This window comes from Devosia sp. J2-20, assembly GCF_055808475.1.
Map to the genome: position 1 here is coordinate 1,161,634 of NZ_CM147870.1, position 26,218 is coordinate 1,187,851.

Genomic DNA, 26,218 nt, shown 5'->3' on the forward strand with positions numbered 1-26,218 from the left:
AGATTGGGCAGTGTGCGGCAGCCCAGACTTCTGATGGTGGCCAAACTGGGCTAAAAGCCCCCGGGACCTAGAAATAGTCGAGTCGAGGAGGGTGCGATGAGCTTGCCGGAATTTCCAGTTGAGGGTGGCTGCCAGTGTGGGGCGGTGCGCTATCGGCTCAAGGCCAGCCCGATGTCGGTCTATAACTGCCACTGCAAGGACTGCCAGCGCTTTTCGGGTGCGGCATGGTCGATGTCGGTGACCACCAGTCGCGACAATGTCGAGCAGCTCAGCGGCACGCTTGCGACTTACGAAAAGCCATCGCAAAGCGGTCGGATCATTTCAATGCAGTTCTGCGCCCATTGCCACGGCTGGTTGTGGAATTTGCCGCAATCCGCGCCGGGCATGATGGTGTTGCGTGCCGGCTCTCTGGATGATCTCGACTGGGCCCAGCCGGTGGGCAATATCTGGACAGACAGCAAGGCGGCATGGGTCAAGCTTGACCCGGACCTGGTCAATATGCCGGGGCAGCCCAGCGACCGCGAATCGCTCAACAAAGCCTGGACCGAACTGACTGGCAAGGATCACTGAACATGACTGTCCAAGACGATATTGCGTTGGTCAAACAGCAGGAACGGGAACTGGTTCTGCCCCAGTTTGATGAGGACGTGGCCTTTGCGCTGGGGTCCGCCCTGCGCGAGCGGGCGCTGGCGGACAGCCTTGGCATCGTGATCGATGTGCGCAGCTGGGACCGGCAGATGTTCTTTGCAGCGACGGCCGGCACCAGTGCTGACAATGCCGAATGGGTACGGCGCAAGATCAATACCGTGCGGCGGTTCCACAAGGCCAGCTATCGCATGGTGCTTGAAAGGGGCGAGGTGCCGTTCTCGCCTCAGTCGGGTGCCGATCCAGCAGACTTCGTCATCGCCGGCGGCGGTTTTCCCATTCGGGTGCTCAATGCCGGCATCATCGGTTGCGTGACAGTTTCGGGGCTGCCCGGACGGCAGGATCACGGCGTGGTCGTGGACATGCTGTGTGACCATCTGGGCAAGAGCCGCGACACCTACCGATTGGCTGCTGAATAGGACGACAGTGATGAAGCTGGATTATCTGCTGCTGGATGTCTTTACCGACAGCCCACTCAAGGGCAATCAGCTGGCCGTGGTCACCAAGGGTGACGGCCTGCTGGATGGCGAGATGCAGGCGATCGCCCGCGAGTTCAACCTTAGCGAGACCGTGTTTGTGCTCAAGCCCAAGGGCGAGCGCAACACAGCCGCGATCCGCATTTTCACACCTCATGAGGAACTGCCGTTTGCCGGTCACCCAACCATAGGCAGCGCGGTGGTGCTGGGTCTGCACAAGAAGGTCACCGCCGTGCGGATCGAGGAGAAGATCGGTCTTGTGACGGCGCTTTTTGAAAAGAAGGACAAGCGTTCAGGCGAGGCGCGTTTCGGGCTGCCAATGCTGCCCGGTCGGGTCGCCGAGCTCAACAATACTTTGGGCATTGCTCAGGCGCTCGGGCTCGAGGTGGAGGATATCGGCTGTGATGAGTATCGTCCCGCCGTGTTTTCTGCAGGTGTGCCCTACCATCTGGTGCCGGTGCGCAATGCCGATGCGCTCAAGCGCATCACCGTCAACAACGCCATCTGGAACACCGTGTTCAAGCACGAACACCACTCGGCCTATGTGTTCACGCTGACGCCAAACGAACCCGATAATGATCTGGCGGCGCGCATGTTCGGCATGGGTGTTGGCGAAGATCCGGGCACCGGCTCAGCGGCCGCTTCGCTGATCGGCCTGCTCTCCGAGCACGCCAATCTGGCAACGGGACAGTCGGATTTTGTGCTGCGCCAGGGGCATGAAATGGGGCGGCCATGCCGCATCAGCATCCAGTTGCGCAAGGAGCAGGGCGAGCTGGTGCATGGCGGCATTGGAGGCCATGCGGTGATTGTCGGGGAAGGGGTGCTGGACCTGGGCGACTGACCCGGTTCAGCAAAAAGACACCTTGTCTGTGCCGTTGGGCTTGCACCGGGGCCAGCTTTCGCGCATTGTTACTATAAATCAGGAATTGATCCATGCCGCGCAACCGCGCTCAAGCCATTGCAATCAGCCAGAGCGACGCCCTTCGGGCTCGCCTGATCATTGCTGCCAGCTTGCTGCTGCTGCCCGCCGCACTGCTACTCCTTCTTATCAGCCCCTGATCACCGGCAGCTCGGATTTTCCGAGCGGGTCGTCAGGGGATTACGCCACATGCCGCACAGCAAATGTCCGGCCCTGTGAGAGCTTTGCTCTGGGCCACCTGATGGGAACTAGACCATGACGACCTCCACCGACACCAATAAAGACCGCGTCTTCATCTTCGACACCACACTGCGTGACGGCGAGCAGTCGCCCGGCGCGACGATGACTCTCGAAGAGAAGCTGCAGGTCGCCGAAGCGCTCGATGATATGGGCGTGGACATCATCGAAGCGGGCTTCCCGATAGCGTCCACCGGCGATTTTGAAGCCGTGGTTGCAGTCGCCAAGCAGGTCAAGCGTGCCACGGTTGCCGGCCTCGCCCGCGCCATCACGGCCGATATCGACCGGGCCGGCGAAGCCGTGCGGCACGCCCAGAAGGGGCGGATCCATACCTTCGTATCGACCTCGCCGATCCATCTGGCGCACCAGATGAAAAAGACCGAGGACGAGGTGATCGACATCATCTCGCGTACCGTGGCGCAGGCGCGCAATCTGATCGACGATGTCGAATGGTCGGCCATGGATGCGACCCGCACGCCGATGGAGTTTCTCAAGCGCTGTGTCGATGCAGCCATCAAGGCTGGCGCGACGACCATCAACCTGCCTGACACGGTGGGCTATGCCGTGCCCGACGAGCATTTTGCGATGTTCAAGGAGATCATCGAGAGCGTGCCGGGTGCCGACAAGGCAATCTTCTCGGTGCATTGCCACAATGATCTGGGGCTGGCTGTTGCCAACTCGCTGGCGGGTGTTGCCGGTGGTGCACGCCAGATCGAATGCACGATCAATGGTCTGGGCGAGCGCGCCGGCAATGCGGCACTCGAAGAAGTGGTGATGGCCCTGCGCACGCGCGGCGACGCCATGCCCTATCATACCGAAATCGAGACCACTCATCTGGCACGCGCCAGCCGGATCGTTTCGGCGGCTGCCAATTTCCCGGTGCAGTACAACAAGGCCATCGTGGGCAAGAATGCGTTTGCCCATGAGAGCGGCATCCATCAGGACGGGATGCTCAAGAACGCCGAGACCTATGAAATCATGACCCCCGCCAGCGTTGGCATCAAGGAAACCACCTTGGTCATGGGCAAGCATTCGGGTCGCGCTGCGTTCAAGGACAAGCTGCGCGAGATGGGATACGAGTTGGGCGACAACGCGTTCCAGGAGGCCTTTCAGCGCTTCAAGGATCTGGCGGACCGCAAGAAGCATGTGTACGACGCCGATATCGTGGCGCTGGTGGATGACGAAGTCGGCTCGGTCGGAGATCGTATCCGTCTGGTCGATATGCAGGTGGTATCCAAGACCGGTGGTGTGCACAGCTGCGATCTGACGCTGAGCATTGACGGAACCGAAACGTCCGTGACCTTTGAGGGTACCGGGTCGGTCGATGCGATCTTCAACGCCATCAAGGCGGCGGTGGGGCAGGAGCCGCATCTGGTGCTCTACGCCGTGGACGGCGTGACCGGCGGCACCGACGCGCAGGCCAGTGCGCATGTCCGTCTGGAACTGAACGGCCGGATCGTTTCGGGCAATGCGGCCGAGCCTGATACGCTGGTGGCATCAGCCCGGGCCTATCTCAATGCCTATAATCGCCTGCTGATTGAACGCGGCGCTTCGGCACAGGGTGCGCTGGCGGGCTAAACGGTCAGTTGTTTGGTCGGGGTGCAATGGTGCCCCGCCAAGCGGCCTCTTGCACTGACTGTCTGCTTGCGGCACCAGTCTGTCTGGACCGATCCCGGAGCGTTTCATGAAATTGCAGGCCGAGTTGCGTGGAATGGCGACCGCTGGGCTCATGGCGTACGCCGCGGTCCTGTTGATGATCAGCTTTCCAGTCATCGTGCCGGGTATCGAGCTGCTGCAGACACTGCGGTTTCATCTGGTCGCACTGGGCCTACCGCTCGCTGGCGTCCTGCTGTTTACGGGGGCGCGCTGGCGGGCCTTGCTGGTGATCCCCATGATGGCGGTCAGTCTCTGGCAGGGCAGTCTGCCGATCATTGAAGGCTATCAGCGTCGCGCAGAAATTGCCGGCGACACCCTGACCACCATCAACGTGCTCAGCTACAACGTGCTGGCGAGCCGCGATGGCAAGGCGGCAGCCGATTATATCATTTCGGCTGCGCCAGACATTGCGGTGATCATGGAAACGCCGGGCATCGCGGGCTATCTCGATCAGATCGCCGAAGTCTTGCCCTATCGCTTTGGCTGTGATGATCGCAAAAGCTGCGATCTGTCGATTTTCTCTCGGACGCCAATCACCGATGCGCGCATGTTCCTGATGCCACCCATCCCCCGGGAGCGGCTGGCGGTGGTCAAGACCGTCATCAATGATGTGCCAGTGACCGTGGTGGGTATGCACCTGTCCAAGCCCTATTTCGACGAGGCCTCATGGTCTGAACTGCAGCGTGCCACCCGGGTGATCAATGCGGTTGAGGGACGGGTGATTGTGGCAGGTGACTACAATGCTGCGGCCTGGTCGGATCAGGTGGCCGATTTCAGCGCGCGAACAGGGTTGGTGCCGCCGCCGTGGCATCCGGCGACCTGGCCGGTGCGCCTGGGACCGCTGGGCGTGCCGATCGACAACATGTTCACGCGGGGCGATGTGGTAATCGATGAGATTTCAGCCGTGGCCGACAGCTATGGCTCAAACCACCGGGCCCTGTGGGCCCGGGTCAATCTGCAGGCACCGCCGCAATAGCATTGGGCATGGCCTGGGTCAGCAGGTCCAGCTCGAGATCGCTGCCCACGCTGATGCGAATGCAGTGATCGAGCCCAGGCACCATGGGTTTTCGAATAAAGATGCGCTGCCGGGCCAGGGCATCAAGCAGTCCGCTCGCGAAGGCCGCATCACGGCCGCAATCAATGGTCACGAAATTGGTGGCCGAGGGCAGGGGGCGCAATCCGTTTATGGTTGCAATCTGGGCAATGCGGGTGCGCGCAGCAGCGGTGCGTGCCAGTACGTCGGCCAGATGGTCGGGCGCAGCCAGAGCGGCCAGCGCGCCAGCCTGCGCAACGGCGTTGACACCAAAATGATTGCGCACGCGGTTGAAGGCGCCAATGGTCTGGCGGTCACCAATGGCGTAGCCGCAGCGCAGGCCCGCCATGCCATAGGCCTTGGAGAAGGTGCGCAGGCGCAGCACATTGGCGCGGCTTGTGTCGAGCGCGGGCAGGGTGCCCTGCGGCGCGAACTCGCCATAGGCCTCATCGAGCAGGATCAGCGTGTCGGTCGGCACAGCGTCGATGAAGGTCTCAACGGCCTCCGCCGAATGCCAACTGCCCATCGGGTTGTCGGGGTTGGCCAGATAAACAATGGCCGCGGCGTGCTGGCGGGCCATGGCGGCCAGCGCGGTGAGGTCTTCGGCATTGTCGCGATAAGGGACGCTGACCACCCGTGCGCCGAACCCGGCGGCATGATAGTTCAGCGTGGGATAGGCGCCCAAGGAGGTGACCAGAATCGCCCCGGGAGCGGCGTATAGGCGGACCGCGAGACCAAGCAGGCCGTCAATGCCTTCACCCACCATGATATGGTCAGGCTCGACGCCATGATGGCCAGCCAGCGCGTGCCGAAGGTCATGATTCTCGGGGTCGCCATATTTCCAGCCCGCCGACAGGGCTGCTGCCATGGCCGCCTGAGCGGCTGGTGCGGCGCCAAATGGGCTTTCATTGGCACCCAGGCGCGCCAGAAATGGCTGCCCCATCCGGCGTTCAAGGGTTTCGGGACCGGTAAAGGGCACCGTATCGGGCAGGGCGGCGGCGATGGGCGCCAGGCTGGGGCGGGGCAATGAGTCAACTCTCGGATTGGTTTGCGCATGTTAGCGGCAGAATACGGTCTGGCCATCTGGAATTTTCGGGCAAGCGGTGCCGATCGGGATTCAGTTTAATTGCCGCAGAAGAACAATCATTTAGAAGTCCAAAGACTGTTGTTTGCTTGTTCTGCAGGCAATTTTGGGTCGCGGTGAGGAATTTATGGACGTTAGTGTCAATTGGTCTTGCCCATAGTTTTGCACAGGTACTTAGCGAGTTCATGGTGCTCTAAGCGTCACGCAAAGGCGGTCTCTGGGAAGTATTTGATTCATGCCAATTTTATTCAATTGCCACTGGGTCCGGCAAGGTCCGCGTAAGCACACGCGCCCACATTCCCAGCCGCGTCGCCAGTGGGCGATGGCCTTACAGCGATTCTTTGAAGGAGCTTAGTGCAATGTCGCCTACCCATGCCGTGGCGCGGGAGCATCTGCAGCGGGCGGCTGCAGTACTGCAGAGCGCCGATAGTCAGTCGCGCCAGTTACTCCATATCGTCGAACGGACAATCAGCCTTATCGATGACCTGCCCGAGCTGCCGGTCAAGAGAGCGAGCAATGTGCTGGATTTCGCGACCTATCGTGATCTCCATGCCGTGTCGAAGTAACCCGCATTGATGTGTCGGCGGCCCCGTGCGCTGCCGGCACATTTTTCCGGCGCTGCCTTGTGCGGCCGATGCCGGCAATACCCACCTGCGACATTCTGGCTGCCCTGAGTTGAAGGAAAGTGACAAAGGGCGCTAGACAGCGCGAAATCCCTTTGCTAGAGAGCGCCTACTTTGGAAGCTCCAGTAGGGGCGAGTAGCTCAGCTGGTAGAGCAGACGACTCTTAATCGTCGGGTCCACGGTTCGAACCCGTGCTCGCCCACCAAAGTCCTCATCCGAAATCGGTGTGTGTTTTCCCCTCCGGGGCGGGTGCGGCCGATTGGCCGGACTGGTTCCAGGCAACCTAAACACGCACAAATCCTCAGACTTTGGTTGATTGGTGACGTGATACCCTTTCAACTGGGATACGGTGGGGCTATAGCCGTGATCAGTATTCAGCCCTGCAACGAGGCCTTCCGCATGTTCGGTATCGATCCGAGTTTTCTAAGCTCGCTAGTTCAAGTCATTCTGATCGATCTGGTTCTGGCTGGTGACAATGCAGTGGTTATTGGTCTGGCTGCTGCAGGTCTGGCCACGGATGTGCGCCGCAAGGCCATTCTGATCGGTATTCTGGCGGCCACTTTGCTGCGCATCTTCTTTGCGCTGATCACCACGCAGTTGCTCTCGCTTGGCGGCGGGCTGCTGATCGCTGGTGGTGTGCTGCTGCTCTATGTGTGCTGGAAGATGTATCGCGAACTCGCGACCTCCGATGCCGATGAGAACAATGCACAGGAAGCCCTTTCGGACTCCGACACCAATGCTGACGGCACGGTTTCGGGCAAGCCGCGCAAGACACTGCGTCAGGCGATCATCCAGATCATCATTGCCGACGTTTCGATGTCGCTGGACAATGTGCTGGCAGTTGCCGGCGCGGCGCAGCACCATTTCGAGGCGCTGATCATCGGTCTGGCCCTGTCGGTGGTGATGATGGGCGCGGCGGCAACCTTCATTGCGGGCCTGCTGCATCGCTATCGCTGGATCGCCTGGGTCGGTCTGGTGATCATCCTGTTCGTGGCCATCCGCATGGCTCTTGAGGGCCTTGGAGCGTTCGTCACCCTGCCGGAAATTCCGCTGCTGTACACACCGCACGCGGTTGAGGCGGCGGCTGCTGCGCATTAGGCTTTGGTAACCACGGACCAAGTTTTGCGGCATTTCCCCTGTCGTCATAGGGATTTGATCATCTTGGGGGCCTAATTTTCCGCGCAAATACATGCGTGGGAACCCAATATGTCCGTGATCGCTGATCGATTGAGTCATTCACAAGCTGACGCGCCCGAGACGGCGCGCGTCGCTTCGGCCGCTCTGGTGCTCGAGACGAAGCTGATCTCGGGGCAAGAGTGGGATCAGGCGATCGCTGATTTCGACGAGGTCTGTCAGGAACAGCTTTATGCATTCGCTGTGGCGCGCTGGCCTTCGGTCGAGCACGAGCCGGTGCTATTCCTGCTCAATGGCGAGGTTGTTGGCGGCTCGCTGATGATGGTGCAGCCGCTGCCATTGAAGCTGGGCCATATTGCGGTTTCCAAATGGGGCCCCATGCTTAAGGATCTGTCGCGGCCCGATGCCGATGCCATCCATGCGGGCATGATCGAGGCACTGGTCGCCGATTACGCCGACAAGCGCGGTCAGATGATCTCGGTGCTGCCCTGCGCATCCACGACCCCGGTCAATGGAGCCTATCAGCGGCTCGAAGCGCGCGGCTTCAAGAGCGGCTCGCAACTGCTCTACCCGAGCCGCTATATCGTCAATCTGCGGCTTGATGATGCCACGCAGCGCAAAAGCCTGAACCAGAAGTGGCGCTATCATCTGAACAAGTCTGAAAAGGCCGGGCTGACCTTTGAGTGGGCCGGGCCGGAGCGGCTGGCTGAGTTTGATGCGCTCTATACCGCGATGACCGATCGCAAGCAGTTTTCTGATCATTCGGCCTATGACAGCGTGGCGTCGCTGATGGAACTCGACGAGGTCCTGCGGCCCGAACTGTTCTTCGTGCGCCATGAGGGCGTCGTCGTTGCTGGCGCGCTGATCTTCAAGGCTGGAGATCGGGCGGTCTATCTCTACGGCGCCACCAATGATCAGGCGCTCCCGCTGCGTGCGGGCTACTTCATGCACTGGCACATCATTCGCTGGCTGCGCGATAATACGCGGGCCCGCTGGTACGATCTGGGCGGCACAGACGGCTTTCAGGGGCTGCATCAGTTCAAAAAAGGCATGGTGGGTGACGCCGGGGTCATTGAGCCGGTTCCACCGGTGGCCAATTACGCCAGCAACCCGCAGGCCTATCTGTTGGGTACGGGCGCTTTTGCAGCGCGCGATGCCATCTATCAGATACGCCGCGTTGTCGATGGCTGGCGCAATCCCAAGACCAAGCCCACCCAGGTTCGCGCCGACCGCAATGAGGCGGCGCAATGAGCATTCACCGGCGGCTTGCGTCGCAGTCGACGATCATCTTCGGTACCCGTCTGGGTGGTGCCGGTCTGATCTTTCTGGTCCAGGCGCTGATTGCCCGCATGTGGGGGCCGGAGCTGCTGGGCGAATATCTGATCGTTATCGCAACGGTCAATCTGATCGCCGTGGTGATGCCGCTGGGTTTCCACACCGTGGGTACCTATTTTGCCGCCGAATACCGGGCGCGGGGCGAGCGCCAGCAGTTCGTGGTGTTCCTTAAACGCTCCTATGCTCATGTCGTGGTGGCGCTGATCCTGCTGCTGATTGCGGGCCGCCCGGTGCTCGATCTGCTGGGGCAGGGTGACTCCGTTCTGGCTACCCATTTCATTCCTGTGGTCCTGCTCGCTTTCGGCACGGCCATGGTCTACGTCAACGGCGCCCTGCTGGTGGGATTGAAGCGCCCGCTGGCCGGTTTTTTTGCCGATACCATGTTCCGCCCGATGATCGTGATGGCAGCATTTCTGGCCACCATGGGCTTTGCCTCGGCGCCCGAAGGCTTTGCGACCATGCTGTGGGCCATTGCCATTGGCTATGTCGGGATCGCGCTGGTGCATTTCGGTTTTGTGGTCACCTCGGTGCCCCGGCTGGACGACACCACACCCGTGCGCACGCTGGAGTCACGGCGCTGGTGGCGGTTCGCCTTGCCATGGGTGCTGATCTCGTTGGCTACGGACTTCTTCTTCGATATCGACCTGCTGCTGCTCAGCCATAGCTTGAGCCGTGAAGAACTGGCCATTTTCGGTGTGTGCACGCGTATCTTCTCGCTGATGTCATTTGGGGTGGCCGCCGTTTACGCGGTGACGCTGCCAGACATGTTCGAGAGCGAAGCCAATTCCGATCGCGAAGCGTTCAACCGCAAGGTCGGTGATGCCAACTTTGTCGCCAGTGGTCTGGCAATCGTACTGTTTGTCCTGGTGGCGATTGGTGGCCCGTTCGCGCTGATGCTGTTCGGCCCCAGCTTTGCCGTCGGTGCCATGCCGCTGGCGGTGCTGTCGCTGGCGCTGGTTGTCCGCTCGGTGATGGGGCCAGCCTCCATCGTGCTGTCAATTCATGACCGGCCCTATGCCAGTCTGCCTTCGGTGGCCATGGGCATCGGATCGCTGGTGCTGTTCAACTGGTTGCTGGTCCCCATCTGGGGGCTGATGGGTGCGGCAATCAGCGCCATTATCGCCATTACAGTCTGGTCGGTTGGGCTGTGGTTCATCGCGCTGCGTACAGCCAAGCTCGACGTGTCGATAATGCAATGGTTCCGCAATCGTCGCAACGCCACGGTGCCGGCCGAATAACGACGGGGCTTTTCGCCCTAGCGCTGCATTGTCAGCTTGATGAGACGTCGCAGCTTGTTGCGCAAGCCACCGGCTGTGCCGTGGTCATAGCCGGGCTCGGTCTTGTTGAGCGGGCGTTCATAGAGCAGATAATCTTCGCCGAAAATGTGGTTCTTGAGCGTGGCGATGTGCTCAAAGCCCATCCGCCCCATAATGGCGGCGGCGGCTTCGTTGCCATTCTTGGTATAGGTCGCGATCTTGTGGAAACGCCCGTCATCCCAATGCTTGATGAACGCGCGCATCGCCGAGATGCCCAGCGATGAGCGGCGGTTTTCCGGGAACACATAGGACCAGTAGAGCCACAGCGTGCCCAGTTCCGGCCCCGAGATCATGAAGCCGCCGGGCTTGCCCTCACGCAGCATGACCAGCATGTGGAAGGGGTCGGCATCGATCAGGCTCGCCAGATGTTCTCTGGTCAGCCGGGCCATCTCGTAGGCCTTGAATTCGTCGCTGTAGAAGGGTGAAGTCTCGATGGCTTCGTGCAACTTGGCATGGATCAGCGGGATGTCGGCATAGGTGCCGGCGCGATAGACCGGGGCGCGTGGCGCTGGGGCTGATTCCTGTTCCTGGCTGACAGCGGGTTCGCTCATCGTCGACCTCCCATGTGGCGGTTCTTGATTGTGTCACCGGCAATTGATGACCACGCCAGTTTAGCGACAGGGGGTTAATGGCCGGTGCTGGCAAGCTATTGGTCCTGTTACACACTAAGTCGCACCGTCTAGCCCTTGCCCCTGACGGGGTGGGTCAGTAGAACGGAGGTGGGAGAGATAAGGGAGGATACTATGAGCGAGCAGCTCGTATTCCAGCCAAGTGCGGCTGCGATCGCACGCACCCATACGACCGAGCAGCAGTACAATGAAATGTACCAGCGCTCGATCACCGATCCGGATGGATTTTGGGGCGAACAGGCCAAGCGTCTGGATTGGGTGACGTTTCCCAAAAAGATCAAGAACACCACGTTCGAATATCCGGATGTGTCGATCAAATGGTTTGAAGACGGCGTTCTCAACGTTGCCGCCAATTGCATTGACCGTCATCTGGCCGAGCGCGGCGATGATATCGCGATCATCTGGGAACCCGATGATCCAAACGCGCCGTCAGAGCACATAAGCTATCGCACGCTGCACGAAAAAGTCTGCCGTTGCGCCAATGTGTTGAAGTCGCTGGGCGTCCGCAAGGGCGATCGCGTCACCATCTATCTGCCGATGATTCCCCAGGCCGCATACGCCATGTTGGCCTGTGCGCGGATCGGGGCTGTCCACTCGGTGGTGTTTGGCGGGTTTTCGCCTGACGCGCTGGCGGGCCGCATAAATGACTGTGATTCTGCGGTTGTGATCACGGCTGATGAAGGCCGTCGTGGTGGCAAAACCGTGCCGCTCAAGGCCAATGTCGACAAGGCGCTCGAAGACTGCCCCGGCGTGTCAAAGGTGCTTGTCGTGCACAATACCGGTGCCGACGTTGCCATGAAGGGCAGCCGCGACGTGTGGTGGCATGAGGCCGCTGCGGGCGTGGAGCCATTCAACGATCCAGAGCCGATGAACGCCGAAGATCCGCTGTTCATCCTCTATACCTCGGGGTCCACCGGCAAGCCAAAGGGCGTGCTGCACACCACGGGCGGCTATCTGCTCTACACCTCGCTCACTCATGAGCTGAGCTTTGACTACAAGCGCGGCGAGATTTTCTGGTGCACGGCCGATGTGGGCTGGGTCACCGGGCACAGCTACATCGTCTATGGTCCGCTCGCCAATGGCGCGACCACGGTGATGTTTGAGGGTATTCCGACCTATCCCGATGCCAGCCGCATGTGGCAGGTGGTCGAAAAGCACAAGGTCAATATCTTCCACACCGCGCCCACGGCTATTCGCGCCTTGATGGGGGCGGGGTCGCAATATGTCGAAAAGCACGACATGCCGACCTTGCGCCTGCTGGGCACAGTGGGTGAGCCGATCAACCCCGAAGCCTGGCTGTGGTATTACAACCAGGTCGGCAAGGGTCGCTGCGAAGTGGTTGATGCCTGGTGGCAGACCGAGACGGGCGGTCACATGATCGCACCATTCCCCGGCGCAACCGCAAAGAAGCCGGGTTCGGCGACAGTGCCGTTTTTCGGCATTCAGCCCATCGTGCTGTCTCCAGAAGGCAAGCTGCAGGAGCAGACCAAGGCCGAAGGCGTGTTGGCCATCGCAGACAGCTGGCCCAGTCAGGCCCGCACCATCTGGGGTGACCATGGCCGTTTTGTCTCGACCTATTTCGAGACCTACAAAGGCTACTACTTCTCCGGCGATGGCTGCCGGCGTGACGAAGATGGCTATTACTGGATCACCGGGCGCGTCGATGACGTGCTAAACGTATCCGGCCATCGTCTGGGCACTGCCGAAGTCGAAAGTGCGCTGGTGGCGCATCCCAAGGTCTCCGAGGCCGCCGTTGTCGGCTATCCCCATGACGTCAAGGGGCAGGGTATCTACTGCTACGTCACCCTGATGGCTGGTGAAACCGCCAGTGACGAACTGCGGGCCGAGCTGCGCAACTGGGTCCGAAAGGAAATCGGACCGATTGCGACGCCGGATCTGCTGCAGTGGGCACCAGGTCTGCCCAAGACGCGTTCGGGCAAGATCATGCGTCGCATTCTGCGCAAGGTTGCCGAGAACGACTTCGCTGCATTGGGCGATACCTCGACGCTGGCCGATCCGGGCGTTGTGGATGATCTGATCGAAAACCGGCAGAACCGCTAGCCGGAAAACGTCACGGGCGGAGATCCCAAGATCTCCGCCCGATCAAAGGCAACGGCATCACAGGCCGGAAGGTTGAAAAACGGCCCGCACTCCAAGTTGCCTTTGGTAGAATTGCACCTTTTTCGCGCAATATCAGCCCCCTAAGTGTCTCCAGCTACGATGTTTTTAGTCAGGGCATTGTTTTGACTGGATTTCATGGGCATCGTCGGTTGATGATTCCAGTCAGGATTGCCTTGTGATTGCTGTGGTTTTTCGCGCTTTTTACGTATTCGTCCTGATGGCAATGTCGACCAGCCTTGCGGCCGCCGCAACGCTGGAAGAGATGGCTGGCCAGATGATTGTCGTCGGCTTTCAGGGTGACGATGTGGACGACGCAGCGGTGGTCGCCCTGCGCGATGATCTTGCGGCGAGTCGTCTTGGCGGCGTCATGTTGCTCAAGACCAACATCAAAAGTCTCGACGCTGTGGCGCGCATGAATGCGGCCTTCCGCGCTGCTGCGCCGACGCTGGCGCCCTTCATTACGCTCGATCAGGAGGGTGGGGCGGTCGAACGCCTGACCAAGGATGTCGGCTTCCGTGAAATCCCCAGCGCCCGCGACGTTGCCGCCCGCAATAGCCCCGCCCAGGCCGAGGCGATCTACGCGCGCATGGCCGCGTCGATTGCGGAGCTGGGGTTCACTGTCAATTTTGGTCCGGTGGCCGATCTCAATACCAATCCGAAGAACCAGGTGATTGCCCGGTTTGGTCGCGCCTTCAGCGCTGATCCTGCAATTGTCGCCGCCTATGATGCCGCGTTCATTGCCGGGCACCATTCGGCTGGCGTGCTGACTGCGCTCAAGCATTTCCCTGGTCATGGGTCGTCGACCGCGGACAGTCATGAGGGGTTTGTCGACATTACCCAAAGCTGGCAGCCTGCCGAACTTGATCCCTATCGCGCCCTGATTGGCGCAGGTGATGTGGACATGATCATGGCAGGCCATCTCTATCACGCCAAATATGCCGATGCGGGCGCGCAGACGCCGTCCTCGCTGTCCCCGCAATGGATCACAGGCGTACTGCGCGATGAGCTGGGCTTTGATGGCGTGGTGATCAGCGACGATCTGGAAATGGGCGCCATTCGCGATCATTTCACCACGGCCCAAACCGTGACACAGGCCGTGCGCGCCGGGCTAGATGTGCTGCTGTTTTCCAATACCGCAAAGTACCATGCGGGGCTGGGACAGGAGATTCTGGACATCCTGCTGGCCGAGGCTGCTGCCGATCCGGTGTTTGCCGCCCGGATCGAACAGAGCTATGAGCGCATCGTGGCCCTGAAGGCCCGGATTCGGTGAGCGGGCGCCCGCTGCTGGTTTCCCCACCTTCTGCACTGCAAAGGTTCCCACGCGATCAAACCGCGGATAAAGTCCGCTCCCACGAAGCAGGAGTTGTTGCTTGATGGCGGATGACCGCGAAGTCCGGAAAGTTCGGGCCATGTTCATATCGGACGTGCACCTGGGCATGAAGCCGATCCGGGTTGGGCAGCTCATCGAGTTTTTGCGCGCCCATGACGCCGAGACCATCTATCTGGTCGGCGATATTCTTGACGGCTGGCGGCTGGCCAAGGCCTGGCACTGGCCTGCCGAATACAATGTGCTGGTCCAGCTGCTGCTCGACAAGGCCAATGCCGGCGCGCGGGTGATCTACCTGCCGGGCAATCACGACGAGTTCCTGCGTGAATATCTGGGCACGTTTTTCGGCGAGATCGAGTTCGTCGATCGCACCGTACACACCACGGCCACCGGCAAGACCTATCTGGTCATTCATGGCGACCAGTTCGACGTGGTGGTGATGAATGCCAAATGGCTCGCCCATGTCGGGGATTGGGCCTACAACGCCGCGCTGCGCATCAATATCGCCATCAACTGGGTACGGCGCCGTCTGGGGCTGCAGTACTGGTCGTTGAGCGCCTGGGCCAAGCAGAAGGTCAAGAACGCCGTCTCGATCATTGGGCGCTTCGAGGAAGCGCTGGTGCACGAGGCCAAGGAATCGGGGGTGGACGGGGTGATCTGCGGTCACATCCATTTTGCCGACATGCATGAACGGTTGGGCATCCACTACATCAATACCGGTGACTGGGTGGAAAGCTGCACGGCGATCGTGGAAACGCCCGAAGGCGCGTTCGAGCTGATCAAGTGGACCGAAATGGCCGCCGACGAACCCCGCAAATTCCGGCTGCGGCGCTCCGCCACCTAAGCTCCGATCTACCACTCGTAGTTGCCTGTGCCAGCTACTGCTGGCGCCGGGGGCAATCCGCCTCCTTGGGTATCCTGCTGCGCTTTTGGCGCGGCTGGATGGTCGCAACGTTGCAATCGAGGGCTTGCGTTGTCTGGCCAGTCGATGCACCAAGGGTTCCGGGCACTGATTTGCCCGGAGTTTTCATTGCATGTCCCTGATCCTTTCGCGCTTTGCGAGCCCTGAAGCACGCGCCTCGCTTTATCAGTTCACCGTTTATCTGCCGGGTGCGGTCAGTTCGGTGTTTCTGGGCATCTGGCTGAGCGAACATGGGCTGCCCGCCGATCAGATCGGCATCATCAATTCCATTCCCATGCTGTGCCTGCTGGCGGTCAATATGTTGATCGGGCGCCTGGCGGACCGTGCCAAGGATTGGCGCAGCGTAATCGTCATGCTGTCCGTTGTTGCGGCGGCGGCGGCCTTTGGCCTGTTCTTCGTCAACGAGTTCTGGGGCGTCATGCTGGTCTGGTCGCTGGTGACAATGTTCACCGGCTCCATCCCGCCTATCATTGATGCGGCGTCGGTGCGCATGACCCGGCGCAATGGCACCGATTTTGGTGTGGTGCGCGCCTGGGCGACGGTGGGTTACGTGGTCGGGGCCGGTGGCATCGGCGTGCTGCTCGCAGTGTTTGGGGCCAATGCCTTCGCGCCGCTTTTTGTGGCGACCTCGCTATTGCGCGCCGGGCTGAGCCTGCTCCTGCCGCGCTTTCGTGCGCCAGAACAGGCCGAAACGTTGGCGACCATGGTGCCCACCAAACTGCGCGACTCGCTTAAGCCGTGGTTCGTGCTGCCGCTGATTGCCTTCGCGATGATCAATGCCAGCCACGCCCTGATCGGCGGTTTTGGTGGGCTGCTATGGATCCAGAACGGCGTCCCCAATTATTTCGTTGGCCCCTTGCTCGCAATTGCGGCTGCGGCAGAAGCCGTCATCATGTTCGCATGGCGGCGCTTTGGCGGGCGGATCACTGCCCGCAACATGATCCTGGCCGCCTGCATTGCCTCCCTGCTTCGCTTCACCGTCATGGCGTTCAATCCGCCCGTAGAATTGCTATTTGTCGTGCAGATGCTGCATGCGGTCAGCTTCGGCGTGGGCTATTTTGGCGTTGTGCACTTCATCGCCAACTGGACCGACGAATCCAATGCTGCCGAGGCGCAGGGCTTTGCCAATATGCTCAATCAGGGGATGGCTGTGCTTGCATTGGCCGGCTTTGGCTGGCTGGTGGTGCGGTTGGGCAGCTATGCCTTCTTTGCCTCATCAGTGGTGGCGGTGCTGGCCACGGCGTGCGTGCTGATCTCCCTGCGCATACGACCGCCCAAGGATGCCCAATAGGCGCAGCAGCCAGCGGACACGCCTAGTCAGGGTATTACCGTCCGAGCGTCTTGCGATGCGTGGCCTGTATAACCCTGGGCTTGGTGGGTAAGTCGGCCGGGCTCAGGCCAAGGCAGCACGCCAAGGCCCCAAATGCCTCAAGAAAAAAGGCCCCGGTTTTCCCGGGGCCTTTTTGCATTTCAATCTGGCTGGTCTCAGGCGAGGCGGCCGCTGGCATGAGCCAGCGTGGTGTAAACTTTGCCGCGATCTGAGAGCAGCTGATCGCGTGTTTCGGCAGCTGGATTGGCGCCCGCAGCGGCGCGTTTCAGCAGCTGTTCAAACTCGCTCATATAGGCGTTGGCCGTGCGGGCAAAGTCAGGCTCGCGCTGCATCTTCTTGCGCACGTCATCATATGTGCCCTGGCCGGCCAGGGTGTAGATGCGGCGGGAAAACACATTGGATCTCGCCGGCCTGATAGCGGGCCCAGGCATCGGCCAGGGCTGCGTCATCAATGGCGTGGGCGATTTCTTCGGTCAAACCGGACAGGCTAGGCTGGCCCTGCTGCGTGCTCTGCTGCTTGGCGGTAGCATTGCGCAATACGTCGCGCAGCCAGCCACCTTCGCCTTGGGACGCGGCTTCTGGCTCGGCCACGGTTGCTGCGGCCTGAGCGGGCTCTGGCTGACGCAGCGGTGCGGGTGCAAGTTCTGGCTGACGCACAGGCTCAGGGGCGCGTTCCAGCGTGCGGATTGGGTCAACCAGTGCCTGGCGCGCCGGTTCGGCGCGATAGGTTTCGCGGGCTGGCTCGGGCTGGCGTGGTGCCTGATAAGCCGGTGCGTCGTTGCGGGGTTCAGGACGGGCAGGGCGCTGCGTCTGGCGACGATCATTGATGTCGTGGGTTGCGGGCTGGCTGCGCACGATGGCGTTGAGCTCGCTGAGCGCTTCGATCTGCTCGGCCACCACGCGACGCATGGCAGCGGCGCTGGCGCGGGTTTCCTCAGGCAGCTCGTTGACACCGCGCGCCAGCTCGGCGCGGGTCGCCTCGAGCTCGCCGCCCACTTCGCGGGCAGTTTCGCGCATGGCGTGTGCTGTCTCGTTGAAGCGCTGGGTGGCTTCCTCGATAGCGCGCTGCATTTCAACAACCATCTGCTGCTGGGCTTCCTGCAGCGCCGCATTGGCGCGGCGGCCTTCGGCGTCGGCGACACCGCGGAAGCTACCCAGACGATCATTGACCTGGCTGGCAGTCTCATCCATCGCCTGACGGAACTGGCCCGTATTGGCCGCAATGGCGTTGCGCACCGAGGCGGAGCTGTCATTGATGGTGTCAGCCAGCGTGCCGGTGGTCGAGTTGAGCACATCGGTGACATTGCCGGCCGTCGAGGCCAGCACGTCGCTGATGCGATGGGCATTTTCCTCAAGTGCAGCGTGCACCTGATTGGTCTGCTGGTTGAGCGAGGAGGTAAAGCGCTCATTGGTGGCGTAAAGCGCATCGTTGACATTGTTGGTCGAGGACTGGATTGCCTGCGTGATGGTACCGGTGGTCTGTTCGAGAGTTTCGACGACGGTGCCGGTGGTGGCGCTGAGCGCCTCATCCATGGCGCGGCGGGCGCCGATCAGGCGGCGTTCAGTGTCATTGACCGTGTCGGCAATCGACTGGGCGAACATGCGCATGCGGCCATCGATATCGTCGGCGCGCGAAGCGAAGCTTTCGGCCAACGAGTCCATGGCGCTGCGGCGCTCTTCGAGATTGCCAAGTGCATTGTCGCTGGTGGTGGCCAGAGCCGTGGTGGCCTCGGACATGTTGGCAGTCTCGGCGTCGAGCCGGCCCAGGATTGAGGAGAACTCGTCGACCATGCCACGAATGGTGGCCTGCAGGGCACCCACGTGCTGGCTGACCATGGAGCCGGCCTGTTCGGTCTGGCCGATGGCGTCGCGTACGGTGGCCGAATAGGACTGGGTCTGCTGGGCAACACTGGTTTCAAGGTTGGCCAGATTGGCGGTCGAGGCGTCCAAGACCCGCTGCAGCAGCAGGTTGGAGTCGTTGAGTTTGCCCAGTGCCGAGGTGACGTCGGTGAGAATGCGCGAGGTGGAAACCGCCATGATGGCTTCGGCTTCCTTGGCATTCTCGCCCAGGGCGTCACGCAGCAGATTGCCGTGGCTGTTGAGCGAATTCTGCAGCTCTGCCGACTTCTCGGTGACCAGGGCGGCAAAGGTATTGGTGTGCTCTTCGACCGACTGGTTGATGCTGGTGAGGCGAGTTTCGATCTGGTCCACAGCGCCAACAGCCTTGACCGACAACAACTGGTCGACCTCGGTTGCAGCAATGCGGATCTGCTCGAGAGCCGTCCGCACCGCGCCATCCATGTGGTTGGCGGTGTTGCTGATATCGGTGGCGATGTTTTGTGTCGCCGCGGTGATGCGCGTGGCAATGGTTTCCTCGATCCGGTCTGCACCGGCTTCGAGATCGGCCATGGACTGGGTGATTGAGGTATTGATCGAGGAGTTGAGCGCGGCCAGGCGATCGGCCGTGATATCGGCGCGAGCGGTAATGGCCTCGGGCAGGGTGCCCAGACGCGAGTCCACCATATCGGTGATCGCCTTGCGGGCGGAATCGACACCGGCTTCGATGAGGTCGGCCGCCTTGCTGGCGCTTTCGCCAACGGTCAGGGATGCCGATTCAATGCGGGCGCTGACACCATGCTCGGCGTCGGTGATACGGGCTATCGCGCTGTCCAGTCCATCGCCCAGATGCGTGTTCACTTCAGACACCTTGGAGACGATCATGGAGGACATCGAGTTGACGTGCTCGCTCATGGTCTCGGTGGCGCTGCGCAGGGTGTTGTCGATCTTCTGGCTGGCTTCATCGCCCTGCTGGGTGATGGTGTCGGCCAGTTCGGTGGTGCGCATGCCAATGGTTTCGCTGAGCGAGGCGGTGTGCGTTGCCAGCGTGTCCCCCAGCGCCTCGGTGCGCTGATTTAGCGCTTCGGACAGCTGCTGGGTACGGGTTGTAACGGCCTGCGCCAGCTGCTGGGTGCCGCCATCAAGGGCTGCACGCAGCTCGCTGCCACGGCTGTCCAGTTCGGTGGTCAGCGTCGCGGTGCCGGTGCCAATTTGCTCGACAATGGTCGCTGTGCGGCTGTCGAGTTCTTCGGCCAGGGTTGTCGTGCTGGTGCCCAGCTTGTCGACCAGGGTGTTGGTGCGCTCATCGAGCTGCTGCGCCAGATCGGTGGTGCGCGTGTCGATCTCAAGCGTCATTGCCGTGGTCTTTTCCGACAGCGTGTCGGCCAGGCGCTGCGTGCGGCCAGCAATGGCCTGATCAAAGGCGCTGGTGCTGCTGGTCAGGGTTTCGCCAAGTTCCTGGCTGCGGACGCGAATGGCTTCGCTCATGTCACGGCCACGGGCGTCGAGTTTTTCGTCGAGCTCCTGCACATGGGTCTCGAAAGTGGTGCCCAATGCCGTGGACCGGTTGGCCAGAACATCATCCAGCGCCTTGGTGCGGTCATCGAGGGCCTCGGCGATGACGCCAGCATGACCTTCGAGCGATTCCGTCAGCTCGCGGCTGCGATTGCTCAGGGTTTCGGTAATTGCCTTGGTGCGGGCGCCGAGCACTTCGCTCATTTCGCGGGTGCGTTCGCTGACCACGTCATTGAATCGGCCGGATTCTTCGTTGAGCGCCATTTCGAGCACGTTGGCACGAGCGGCAAAGCTGGTGCCCTGTTCTTCGAGGCGGGCGATCAGATTGTCGCCCTTGTCGCCGACCACGCCATCAAGGGCATGCAGGCGTGCGTCGAGGATGCTGGTGATTTCGCTCAGGCGGGTATCGAACTGGCTCAGCGTGTCCTGACCCGCGCTCGACAGGGTAATGCGGGCGCGTTCGGAGGTATCGTCGAGCGCGCCATTGATCTCGATGACCGCCGACTGCATGCGGCTGTCCATGGCGTTGAGCTGAATGGAAACCGATTCATCGAGCTGGCGGGTAAGGGCGCTGAGCAGGACTTCGGCTTCACGCGAGCGGGACGAAATGTCCTCGGCAATGCGCTGGCCGATCATGTCGAGACCGCCAGTCACTTCGTGACCACGATCCTGCAACTGGTTGAGCAGGGAGGCGCCGCCATCGGTAAGCAGGCTCGAGAGCGCCGCGGTGCGCTCGTCAAAGGCCGATGAGAAGCGGTCGGTACCCGATTCAATCAAGCCGGCAATGGTCTGGCTGCGATCTTCGAAAGCGGCGCTGAATGTGTTGGTGCGTTCTTCGATGGCGCGGGTGCGCTGATCGATGGCGTCGCCGATCTGGCCGGCGCGGCCGTCCAGTGCTTCGGTCAGTGCATTGATGCGGCTGTCGACGCCGGTCGTCAGGTGGTCGGCGCGCTCGTCGAGCGTGCTGGCCATCTTGGCGGTCTGATCTTCAAACGTCAGCGACAGGCGACCAGCGCTTTCGTCAAGCGAAGAGATAAAGTCAGTGGTGCGGTTGTCGACCAGCGACACGAAGCTCTCGGTACGCTCGCCAAACGAATTGGTCAGCGTGTTGCCCGCGGTTTCAAGTGCGCGGGTCAGATTGCCGCCGCTTTCAACAATGGTGCCGGAAATGCGCTGGCTGATCATGTCGAGATCGAACACCAGGCCGGTATGGCTTTCAGTGATCGCTTCGCGGACGCGGTCGGTATTGGTCAGCACGCTTTCGCGCTGGCTCGCCAGTTCGGCGATAAGGGCACGCATCCGGGATTCATTGTCGGAATAGGTGCGTTCGAGCGCGGTGACTTCATTGTGGATCATCACCTCGAGCTCGCCGGCACGCGACAGGGCGCGTTCAAGGCCATCGCCGAGCGCGTTGACTTCGCGCCGCACGGCCTGACCGACCGAGGCCACCTTGTCGGCAGCGGTCACTTCAGGCTCAGCCAGACGCATGGCGGCCTGGGTGATCGAGGACGCAGCGTTGCGCAGGTCCTGGGCGCGGCGGAACAGCGTGGCAATGCCGAAGAAGGCAAGGACAGGCACGAACATGATGGCGACCAGACCGATGAAGTCGATGGTGCCGACAAAATTGCCGAAATTGTTGATCTGGTTGCCAAAGCGCATCCAGCCGCCGGCGGCGGTTACGGCCAGCCACACCACCGAGAGCGCCAGCGCCACCCAGGTTGGTGTCGAGGAGGAACGGTTCTGCAGGCTATAGAGGATCTTGGAAGGGTAGCGGTCGTCATTGGCGACGGCGCCAGCCTGCTGGGCGATCTTGTCTGCGGCACGCAGACGGTCGCTGCGGCCGGGATCTGCCGGCTTGCGCTCAGGTGCCTGTTGAGGGGCGTTGTCCATATTGAACACCGATTCCTTGAGGGCATCTTCGACGGCTGAGAATGCCAGCGCGGCGGGATCGTTCGTGGGGGTCGGGTTCTTCGCCATACTCTTTACAACTCTCGCGTCGACTTTACAGCGACAAGGCGGACTCTAGGAGTATTCATGCCCAAAGACCCGTTTCCGGGCCCATGGTCAAAAGGGAACAATTCGATGCAAATGCCCCGCATCGTCCCCAACCCTCGCCGCCGCGCGCTGGCTTAAACCCCATTAATACATTCAATTTGATGCAAACCGAACGGAATCTTACCCATAGGTTAATTTTCTGGGGAAGCTCGGGGCTATCAGGAACGGCAAAGAAAGGCAAAGGTGTGGCTTAATCACATGTTCACCTGCGCCACCTAGGCTTGTCCCCACGGCATTGTCCTTGTTGGACGCGTAGCCGTGTAGAATGGAGCGACCAGAATGGTTCAGCGCGCGGCCACTGCCGAACATCTCAGTTTTGTCCCCGTCGATCGGGCAGGACGCCCAATCGATCTGGTCCATCTTGCCAAGCAGTGTCTGGGTGATGCGCATCTCGAATGCGAAATCCTGCGCATGTATGACGCCACGGTCAAAACCTATTTCTCGCGCCTGAAACTGGCGTCCAGTTTTGACGAGCTGGCGATGAACCTGCATTCGATCAAGGGTGCTTCGGGCGGCGTCGGCGCGTTTTCGGTGGCCGATCTGGCCAAGGCGGCCGAGGTCGAACTCCAGGCCGGGCGGCCGCTATCGTCCGAGCGGGTCGACGATCTGGGCATGGCAATTGAAGAAGTCAGCGGTTTTATTGCCCGCATGCTGGATAATGAGCCGGCCTGACACGGTCTCGGCATTTGACGAAAAGCACTGGATTGCCCTATAGAGCGGCCAATATTTGACGCGCTCCGCGGCCTGGTTGTGGGTGCGCCCACAGGCCAAAGTTTCCATGAGCATGACCAATCTGGCGCCGGTGCAAGACCGGGCTACTCTTGAACCGTTTCGTACCCGCCGCACGTTTGCGATCATCTCGCATCCCGACGCCGGCAAGACCACGCTGACCGAGCGCCTGCTGGCGGCGGCTGGCGCGATCCAGTCCGCTGGTGCCGTGCGCGGCAAGGCCGGTGCCCGATCGACCCGTTCGGACTGGATGGAAATGGAGCAAAAGCGCGGCATTTCCATCACCTCCTCGGTGATGACGTTCGACTATGACGGGCTGACGCTGAACCTGCTCGATACCCCGGGCCACTCCGACTTCTCCGAAGACACCTATCGCACGCTGACCGCGGTTGACGCGGCCATCATGGTGATCGACGCGGCCAAGGGCATCGAGGCGCAGACGCTCAAGCTGTTCGAAGTCTGCCGCCTGCGCGATATCCCGATCATTACCTTTATAAACAAGGTGGATCGCGAGGGTCTGTCACCACTCGATCTGATCGACGAGATCCAGGCCAAGCTGGCGCTCGACCTGACACCGGTGCTGTGGCCCATCGGGCAGGGCGTTGATTTCCGGGGTTATCTCGATCTGCTCGAAAAGCGGGTGCTGAACCCGCAGGGTAAGCCGATTGCCGAATATGAGGCCATTGAAGACCTGCTGGACAATGAGACGCTGGTGGAAGATCCGATCTTCATGACGGCGCTGGAAAATCTGGAAATGGCTACGGCCATGCTGCCGGCCTTCGATCTGGAAACTTTCCATGCCGGCCATCTCAGCCCTGTGCTGTTCGGCTCCGCGCTCAAGGGCATTGGTGTGGCGGAGCTGTTGCGTACGCTGGGCGAGTGGGGCCCCGAGCCGCGCCCGCAGCCCGCCATTCCCGAGCCGATTTCGCCCGATGAAAAGAAGGTCACCGGCTTTGTGTTCAAGGTGCAGGCGAACATGGACGCCAATCACCGCGACCGGATCGCCTTCGTCCGCCTCTGCTCGGGCACCTTCACGCGCGGCATGCGCCTGAAGAATGTGCGCTCGGGCAAGGACATGGCCGTCTCCAATCCGATGTTCTTTTTCGGCAATGATCGCGAACTGGCCGAACAGGCCGTAGCGGGCGACATTGTGGGCATCCCCAATCACGGGACACTTTCGGTTGGCGATACGCTGACCGAAGGCGCCAGCATCAATGTGACGGGCATTCCCAACTTCGCCCCGGAAATCATCCGCCGCGTGCGCCTGACCGACCACATGAAGACCAAGCAGATGGCCAAGGCGCTTTCGGATCTGTCCGAAGAGGGCGTGACCCAGGTGTTCCGCCGCATGGTGGGTGCAGACTGGATCGTAGGCGTTGTCGGCCAGCTGCAGCTTGAAGTGCTCAGCTCGCGCGTCGACAAGGAATATGGTGTTCCCATCACCTTTGAGAGCCTCAATTACGAGGTGGCCCGCTGGATCGAGAGCGATGAGCCCGAAGAGCTCAAGCGCTTCATTGCGGCCAACAAGATGAACATTGCCGAGGACCGTAACGGGGCGCCGGTATTTCTGGCGCAGAATGCCTGGTGGGCCGATCGTGCCAAGCAGGACTTCCCCAAGCTGCGCTTCCTGAGCACCAAGGAACGGCATTGAGCACCCCTGATCGTATCGAAGAGCTGCTGAGCGCGACGAAGTCCGCCTTCATGAGCGGGGCGCTGGTACGCCTGAAACTGGGCGGCTATCACGGTAGCGAGCCGGACCTGAAGTCCGTCGAGGTCAAGAAAATTACGGTCAAGGACGGGGACAAGTTCTCCTTCACCTACCGCTACAAGACGCGCGACATCATCAAGAACTTCATTCAACCAGAAGCCCTGGCGTTGTTGCGCAGCGGGCTCAAGGATGAGTTCCGCAGCGCGCAATTGGCCACGACCGAGTTCGACATGGGTTTTGAGCGCAATGGGGCCAAGATGCGGCTCAGGCGGACCGAGGTGTCCGGTCGCGAAGCGCCATCAACCGATCACAACCGGGCCAAGAACCGTCCGCTGACCGCCACCGACAAGCCCTGGCTCAAAGCCCTGGGTATTGCCGGCAAAGATGGCGTGGTGCGCAATGATGCGCAGGATAAGTTCCGCCAGATCAACAAGATGGTCGAGATTTTTGCCCCGTTGATTCAGGCGATCAAGACCGAGCGGCCGCTGATCGTCGATATGGGCGCGGGCAAGGGTTATCTGGATTTTGCGCTCTATGACTACCTCGCCAATGTTGCGAACCGCCCCGCCGGGATCGTCGGCGTTGAGATGCGCGAACAACTGGTCCGCGATGGCAATGCGACGGCGCAGCAATCGGGCTTTGACGGGCTGAGCTTCCAGGCCGGTACCATCATGGATTTTGATGCCAGTGGTGCTGATGCGGTGATCGCGCTGCATGCCTGCGATACGGCGACTGATGATGCGATCTTCAAGGGTATCAATGCTGGTGCAGCGCTGATTGCGGTGGCGCCGTGCTGCCACAAGCAGATCCGCCGCCAGATGGAAGCGGGCCAGCCGGATGGCCGGCTCGAGGTCATGCTGCGGCACGGCATCTTCCTGGAGCGGCAGGCCGAGATGGTCACCGATACACTGCGCGCCCTGCTGCTCGAACTCAATGGCTACAAGACCAAGGTGTTCGAGTTCGTGTCTGACGCCCATACCCCCAAGAACAATCTGATCGTCGCCGAAAAGGACGGCCGGCTTGGCCGTGATCGTGACGCTGTGCTCAAGCAGATCGCCGAAATCAAAACCATGTTCGGCATTGAGCAGCACTATCTTGAAGGCCTGCTTGGCCTGTGACGATGGGCGCAGTTCATTAACACGCCGCCACACACTATATCGGCAGATAACAGCAAGACCCCGTGAGACCCATGACCAAGATCACTTTTGTCCAGCAGGACGGCGTACGCATCGAGACTGAAGCCGAAAATGGCTCCACCGTGATGGAAACGGCCATCATGAATGGCGTGCCCGGCATTGTCGCCGAATGCGGCGGGGCCTGCACCTGCGCGACATGCCACGTTTATGTCGATAATGACTGGACCGAAAAGGTCGGCGGCCCATCGATGATGGAAGAGGACATGCTCGATTTCGCATTTGACGTGAAAGAGGCCAGCCGCCTGAGCTGCCAGATCAAGGTCAAGGACGAGTTCGACGGCCTTGTTGTGCATGTGCCGGGACGTCAGGGCTAGTCTAACGCCCGTTTCTGGGCAGGGTCCGGCGAAGCAAAATTTGCTTGTGCTGGCCCTCGCACAGATTCTTTTAGCGG

At 60.9% G+C, this 26,218-nt stretch carries 22 protein-coding genes and 1 tRNA gene; 19 read left to right on the plus strand and 4 right to left on the minus strand.

Translation table 11 applies throughout. The annotated features are described in order from the left end of the window. The first annotated feature begins 96 nt into the window (after window positions 1–96). From AC0L37_RS05640 to AC0L37_RS05665, 6 genes are all read left to right on the plus strand, one after another. Window positions 97–570, plus strand: coding sequence for a GFA family protein (locus AC0L37_RS05640; protein WP_282221751.1), 474 nt, complete (start codon window positions 97–99; stop codon window positions 568–570). 2 nt (window positions 571–572) lie between these two features. Then, a complete protein-coding gene (locus AC0L37_RS05645; RefSeq protein ID WP_269369221.1) occupies window positions 573–1,064 on the plus strand; it encodes a heme-degrading domain-containing protein in 492 nt (163 codons plus the stop codon). A gap of 10 nt (window positions 1,065–1,074) precedes the next feature. Continuing rightward, window positions 1,075–1,962 carry a PhzF family phenazine biosynthesis protein gene (locus AC0L37_RS05650; protein ID WP_212657444.1) on the plus strand — a complete coding sequence of 296 codons (888 nt, stop codon included), beginning with the start codon at window positions 1,075–1,077 and terminating at the stop codon, window positions 1,960–1,962. Window positions 1,963–2,054: 92 nt separating this feature from the next. Next, window positions 2,055–2,180, plus strand: coding sequence for a hypothetical protein (locus AC0L37_RS05655; protein ID WP_282221750.1), 126 nt, complete (start codon window positions 2,055–2,057; stop codon window positions 2,178–2,180). 115 nt (window positions 2,181–2,295) lie between these two features. Beyond that, the gene (locus AC0L37_RS05660; protein ID WP_282221749.1) at window positions 2,296–3,855 is read left to right on the plus strand and encodes a 2-isopropylmalate synthase; all 1,560 of its coding nucleotides are present in this window, start codon (window positions 2,296–2,298) and stop codon (window positions 3,853–3,855) included. Between the two features lie 106 nt (window positions 3,856–3,961). Then, window positions 3,962–4,909 (plus strand): endonuclease/exonuclease/phosphatase family protein, encoded by a 948-nt coding sequence (locus AC0L37_RS05665; RefSeq protein WP_282221748.1) that lies wholly within the window; start codon window positions 3,962–3,964, stop codon window positions 4,907–4,909. Here the strand turns inward: AC0L37_RS05665 and AC0L37_RS05670 are convergent. Then, window positions 4,884–5,993, minus strand: a complete 1,110-nt coding sequence (locus AC0L37_RS05670) for a pyridoxal phosphate-dependent aminotransferase (protein ID WP_282221747.1) — start codon at window positions 5,991–5,993, stop codon at window positions 4,884–4,886. The two genes, AC0L37_RS05665 and AC0L37_RS05670, sit on opposite strands and share 26 nt — an antisense overlap. A gap of 416 nt (window positions 5,994–6,409) precedes the next feature. Here AC0L37_RS05670 and AC0L37_RS05675 point away from each other — a divergent pair, with 416 nt between their 5' ends. The 5 genes from AC0L37_RS05675 (at window position 6,410) to AC0L37_RS05695 (ending at window position 10,381) form a co-directional block, all read left to right on the plus strand. Beyond that, window positions 6,410–6,616 carry a hypothetical protein gene (locus tag AC0L37_RS05675; protein ID WP_269369227.1) on the plus strand — a complete coding sequence of 69 codons (207 nt, stop codon included), beginning with the start codon at window positions 6,410–6,412 and terminating at the stop codon, window positions 6,614–6,616. A 187-nt stretch (window positions 6,617–6,803) separates the two neighbouring features. Then, a tRNA-Lys gene (locus AC0L37_RS05680) sits at window positions 6,804–6,879 on the plus strand. A gap of 158 nt (window positions 6,880–7,037) precedes the next feature. Beyond that, window positions 7,038–7,772 carry a YjbE family putative metal transport protein gene (locus AC0L37_RS05685; RefSeq protein ID WP_282221746.1) on the plus strand — a complete coding sequence of 245 codons (735 nt, stop codon included), beginning with the start codon at window positions 7,038–7,040 and terminating at the stop codon, window positions 7,770–7,772. Window positions 7,773–7,880: 108 nt separating this feature from the next. Continuing rightward, window positions 7,881–9,059, plus strand: a complete 1,179-nt coding sequence (locus AC0L37_RS05690) for a lipid II:glycine glycyltransferase FemX (RefSeq protein WP_282221745.1) — start codon at window positions 7,881–7,883, stop codon at window positions 9,057–9,059. Further along, window positions 9,056–10,381, plus strand: coding sequence for a lipopolysaccharide biosynthesis protein (locus AC0L37_RS05695; protein ID WP_282221744.1), 1,326 nt, complete (start codon window positions 9,056–9,058; stop codon window positions 10,379–10,381). Before AC0L37_RS05690 ends, AC0L37_RS05695 begins: the two co-directional genes overlap by 4 nt. Before the next feature lie 17 nt (window positions 10,382–10,398). Here AC0L37_RS05695 and AC0L37_RS05700 read toward each other — a convergent pair whose 3' ends face one another. Next, window positions 10,399–11,010 carry a GNAT family N-acetyltransferase gene (locus AC0L37_RS05700; protein WP_212657452.1) on the minus strand — a complete coding sequence of 204 codons (612 nt, stop codon included), beginning with the start codon at window positions 11,008–11,010 and terminating at the stop codon, window positions 10,399–10,401. A 192-nt stretch (window positions 11,011–11,202) separates the two neighbouring features. On the opposite strand from AC0L37_RS05700, the gene acs reads away from it, so the two are divergent. The 4 genes from acs (at window position 11,203) to AC0L37_RS05720 (ending at window position 16,749) form a co-directional block, all read left to right on the plus strand. Next, on the plus strand, window positions 11,203–13,149 hold the full coding sequence (gene acs, locus AC0L37_RS05705) for an acetate--CoA ligase (protein ID WP_212657453.1): 1,947 nt from the start codon (window positions 11,203–11,205) through the stop codon (window positions 13,147–13,149). Between the two features lie 235 nt (window positions 13,150–13,384). Then, the gene (locus tag AC0L37_RS05710; protein WP_282221743.1) at window positions 13,385–14,479 is read left to right on the plus strand and encodes a glycoside hydrolase family 3 protein; all 1,095 of its coding nucleotides are present in this window, start codon (window positions 13,385–13,387) and stop codon (window positions 14,477–14,479) included. 103 nt (window positions 14,480–14,582) lie between these two features. Beyond that, complete coding sequence (locus tag AC0L37_RS05715) at window positions 14,583–15,380, plus strand: UDP-2,3-diacylglucosamine diphosphatase (protein WP_212657455.1); 798 nt, start codon at window positions 14,583–14,585, stop codon at window positions 15,378–15,380. Between the two features lie 190 nt (window positions 15,381–15,570). After that, entirely contained in the window at window positions 15,571–16,749 is a 1,179-nt protein-coding gene (locus AC0L37_RS05720; protein ID WP_212657456.1) for an MFS transporter, read from the plus strand. A 194-nt stretch (window positions 16,750–16,943) separates the two neighbouring features. Here AC0L37_RS05720 and AC0L37_RS05725 read toward each other — a convergent pair whose 3' ends face one another. Together AC0L37_RS05725 and AC0L37_RS05730 are read right to left on the minus strand one after the other, a co-directional pair. Further along, window positions 16,944–17,183 carry a hypothetical protein gene (locus tag AC0L37_RS05725; RefSeq protein WP_282221742.1) on the minus strand — a complete coding sequence of 80 codons (240 nt, stop codon included), beginning with the start codon at window positions 17,181–17,183 and terminating at the stop codon, window positions 16,944–16,946. Beyond that, the gene (locus AC0L37_RS05730) at window positions 17,137–22,116 is read right to left on the minus strand and encodes an apolipoprotein A-IV repeat region-like domain-containing protein (protein ID WP_282221741.1); all 4,980 of its coding nucleotides are present in this window, start codon (window positions 22,114–22,116) and stop codon (window positions 17,137–17,139) included. Before AC0L37_RS05730 ends, AC0L37_RS05725 begins: the two co-directional genes overlap by 47 nt. Before the next feature lie 357 nt (window positions 22,117–22,473). Here AC0L37_RS05730 and AC0L37_RS05735 point away from each other — a divergent pair, with 357 nt between their 5' ends. The 4 genes from AC0L37_RS05735 (at window position 22,474) to AC0L37_RS05750 (ending at window position 26,141) form a co-directional block, all read left to right on the plus strand. Beyond that, window positions 22,474–22,866: an Hpt domain-containing protein gene (locus AC0L37_RS05735; protein WP_269369240.1), complete on the plus strand. Its 393-nt coding sequence runs from the start codon at window positions 22,474–22,476 to the stop codon at window positions 22,864–22,866. A 106-nt stretch (window positions 22,867–22,972) separates the two neighbouring features. Then, the gene (locus tag AC0L37_RS05740) at window positions 22,973–24,574 is read left to right on the plus strand and encodes a peptide chain release factor 3 (protein ID WP_348984709.1); all 1,602 of its coding nucleotides are present in this window, start codon (window positions 22,973–22,975) and stop codon (window positions 24,572–24,574) included. Then, window positions 24,571–25,749 (plus strand): class I SAM-dependent methyltransferase, encoded by a 1,179-nt coding sequence (locus AC0L37_RS05745; protein ID WP_282221740.1) that lies wholly within the window; start codon window positions 24,571–24,573, stop codon window positions 25,747–25,749. The genes AC0L37_RS05740 and AC0L37_RS05745 overlap by 4 nt, the downstream gene beginning before the upstream one ends. Window positions 25,750–25,820: 71 nt before the next feature. Next, window positions 25,821–26,141 carry a 2Fe-2S iron-sulfur cluster-binding protein gene (locus tag AC0L37_RS05750; RefSeq protein WP_282221739.1) on the plus strand — a complete coding sequence of 107 codons (321 nt, stop codon included), beginning with the start codon at window positions 25,821–25,823 and terminating at the stop codon, window positions 26,139–26,141. Window positions 26,142–26,218: the final 77 nt, after the last annotated feature.

Excerpts from the sequence above, each read along its gene's own strand:
- AC0L37_RS05640 (WP_282221751.1), top strand. The coding sequence starts at position 97 with ATGAGCTTGCCGGAATTTCCAGTTGAGGGTGGCTGCCAGTGTGGGGCG.
- AC0L37_RS05645 (WP_269369221.1), top strand. The coding sequence starts at position 573 with ATGACTGTCCAAGACGATATTGCGTTGGTCAAACAGCAGGAACGGGAA.
- AC0L37_RS05650 (WP_212657444.1), top strand. The coding sequence starts at position 1,075 with ATGAAGCTGGATTATCTGCTGCTGGATGTCTTTACCGACAGCCCACTC.
- AC0L37_RS05655 (WP_282221750.1), top strand. The coding sequence starts at position 2,055 with ATGCCGCGCAACCGCGCTCAAGCCATTGCAATCAGCCAGAGCGACGCC.
- AC0L37_RS05660 (WP_282221749.1), top strand. The coding sequence starts at position 2,296 with ATGACGACCTCCACCGACACCAATAAAGACCGCGTCTTCATCTTCGAC.
- AC0L37_RS05665 (WP_282221748.1), top strand. The coding sequence starts at position 3,962 with ATGAAATTGCAGGCCGAGTTGCGTGGAATGGCGACCGCTGGGCTCATG.
- AC0L37_RS05675 (WP_269369227.1), top strand. The coding sequence starts at position 6,410 with ATGTCGCCTACCCATGCCGTGGCGCGGGAGCATCTGCAGCGGGCGGCT.
- AC0L37_RS05690 (WP_282221745.1), top strand. The coding sequence starts at position 7,881 with ATGTCCGTGATCGCTGATCGATTGAGTCATTCACAAGCTGACGCGCCC.
- AC0L37_RS05695 (WP_282221744.1), top strand. The coding sequence starts at position 9,056 with ATGAGCATTCACCGGCGGCTTGCGTCGCAGTCGACGATCATCTTCGGT.
- AC0L37_RS05700 (WP_212657452.1), bottom strand. The coding sequence starts at position 11,010 with ATGAGCGAACCCGCTGTCAGCCAGGAACAGGAATCAGCCCCAGCGCCA.
- acs (WP_212657453.1), top strand. The coding sequence starts at position 11,203 with ATGAGCGAGCAGCTCGTATTCCAGCCAAGTGCGGCTGCGATCGCACGC.
- AC0L37_RS05715 (WP_212657455.1), top strand. The coding sequence starts at position 14,583 with ATGGCGGATGACCGCGAAGTCCGGAAAGTTCGGGCCATGTTCATATCG.
- AC0L37_RS05720 (WP_212657456.1), top strand. The coding sequence starts at position 15,571 with ATGTCCCTGATCCTTTCGCGCTTTGCGAGCCCTGAAGCACGCGCCTCG.
- AC0L37_RS05730 (WP_282221741.1), bottom strand. The coding sequence starts at position 22,116 with ATGGCGAAGAACCCGACCCCCACGAACGATCCCGCCGCGCTGGCATTC.
- AC0L37_RS05735 (WP_269369240.1), top strand. The coding sequence starts at position 22,474 with ATGGTTCAGCGCGCGGCCACTGCCGAACATCTCAGTTTTGTCCCCGTC.
- AC0L37_RS05740 (WP_348984709.1), top strand. The coding sequence starts at position 22,973 with ATGAGCATGACCAATCTGGCGCCGGTGCAAGACCGGGCTACTCTTGAA.
- AC0L37_RS05750 (WP_282221739.1), top strand. The coding sequence starts at position 25,821 with ATGACCAAGATCACTTTTGTCCAGCAGGACGGCGTACGCATCGAGACT.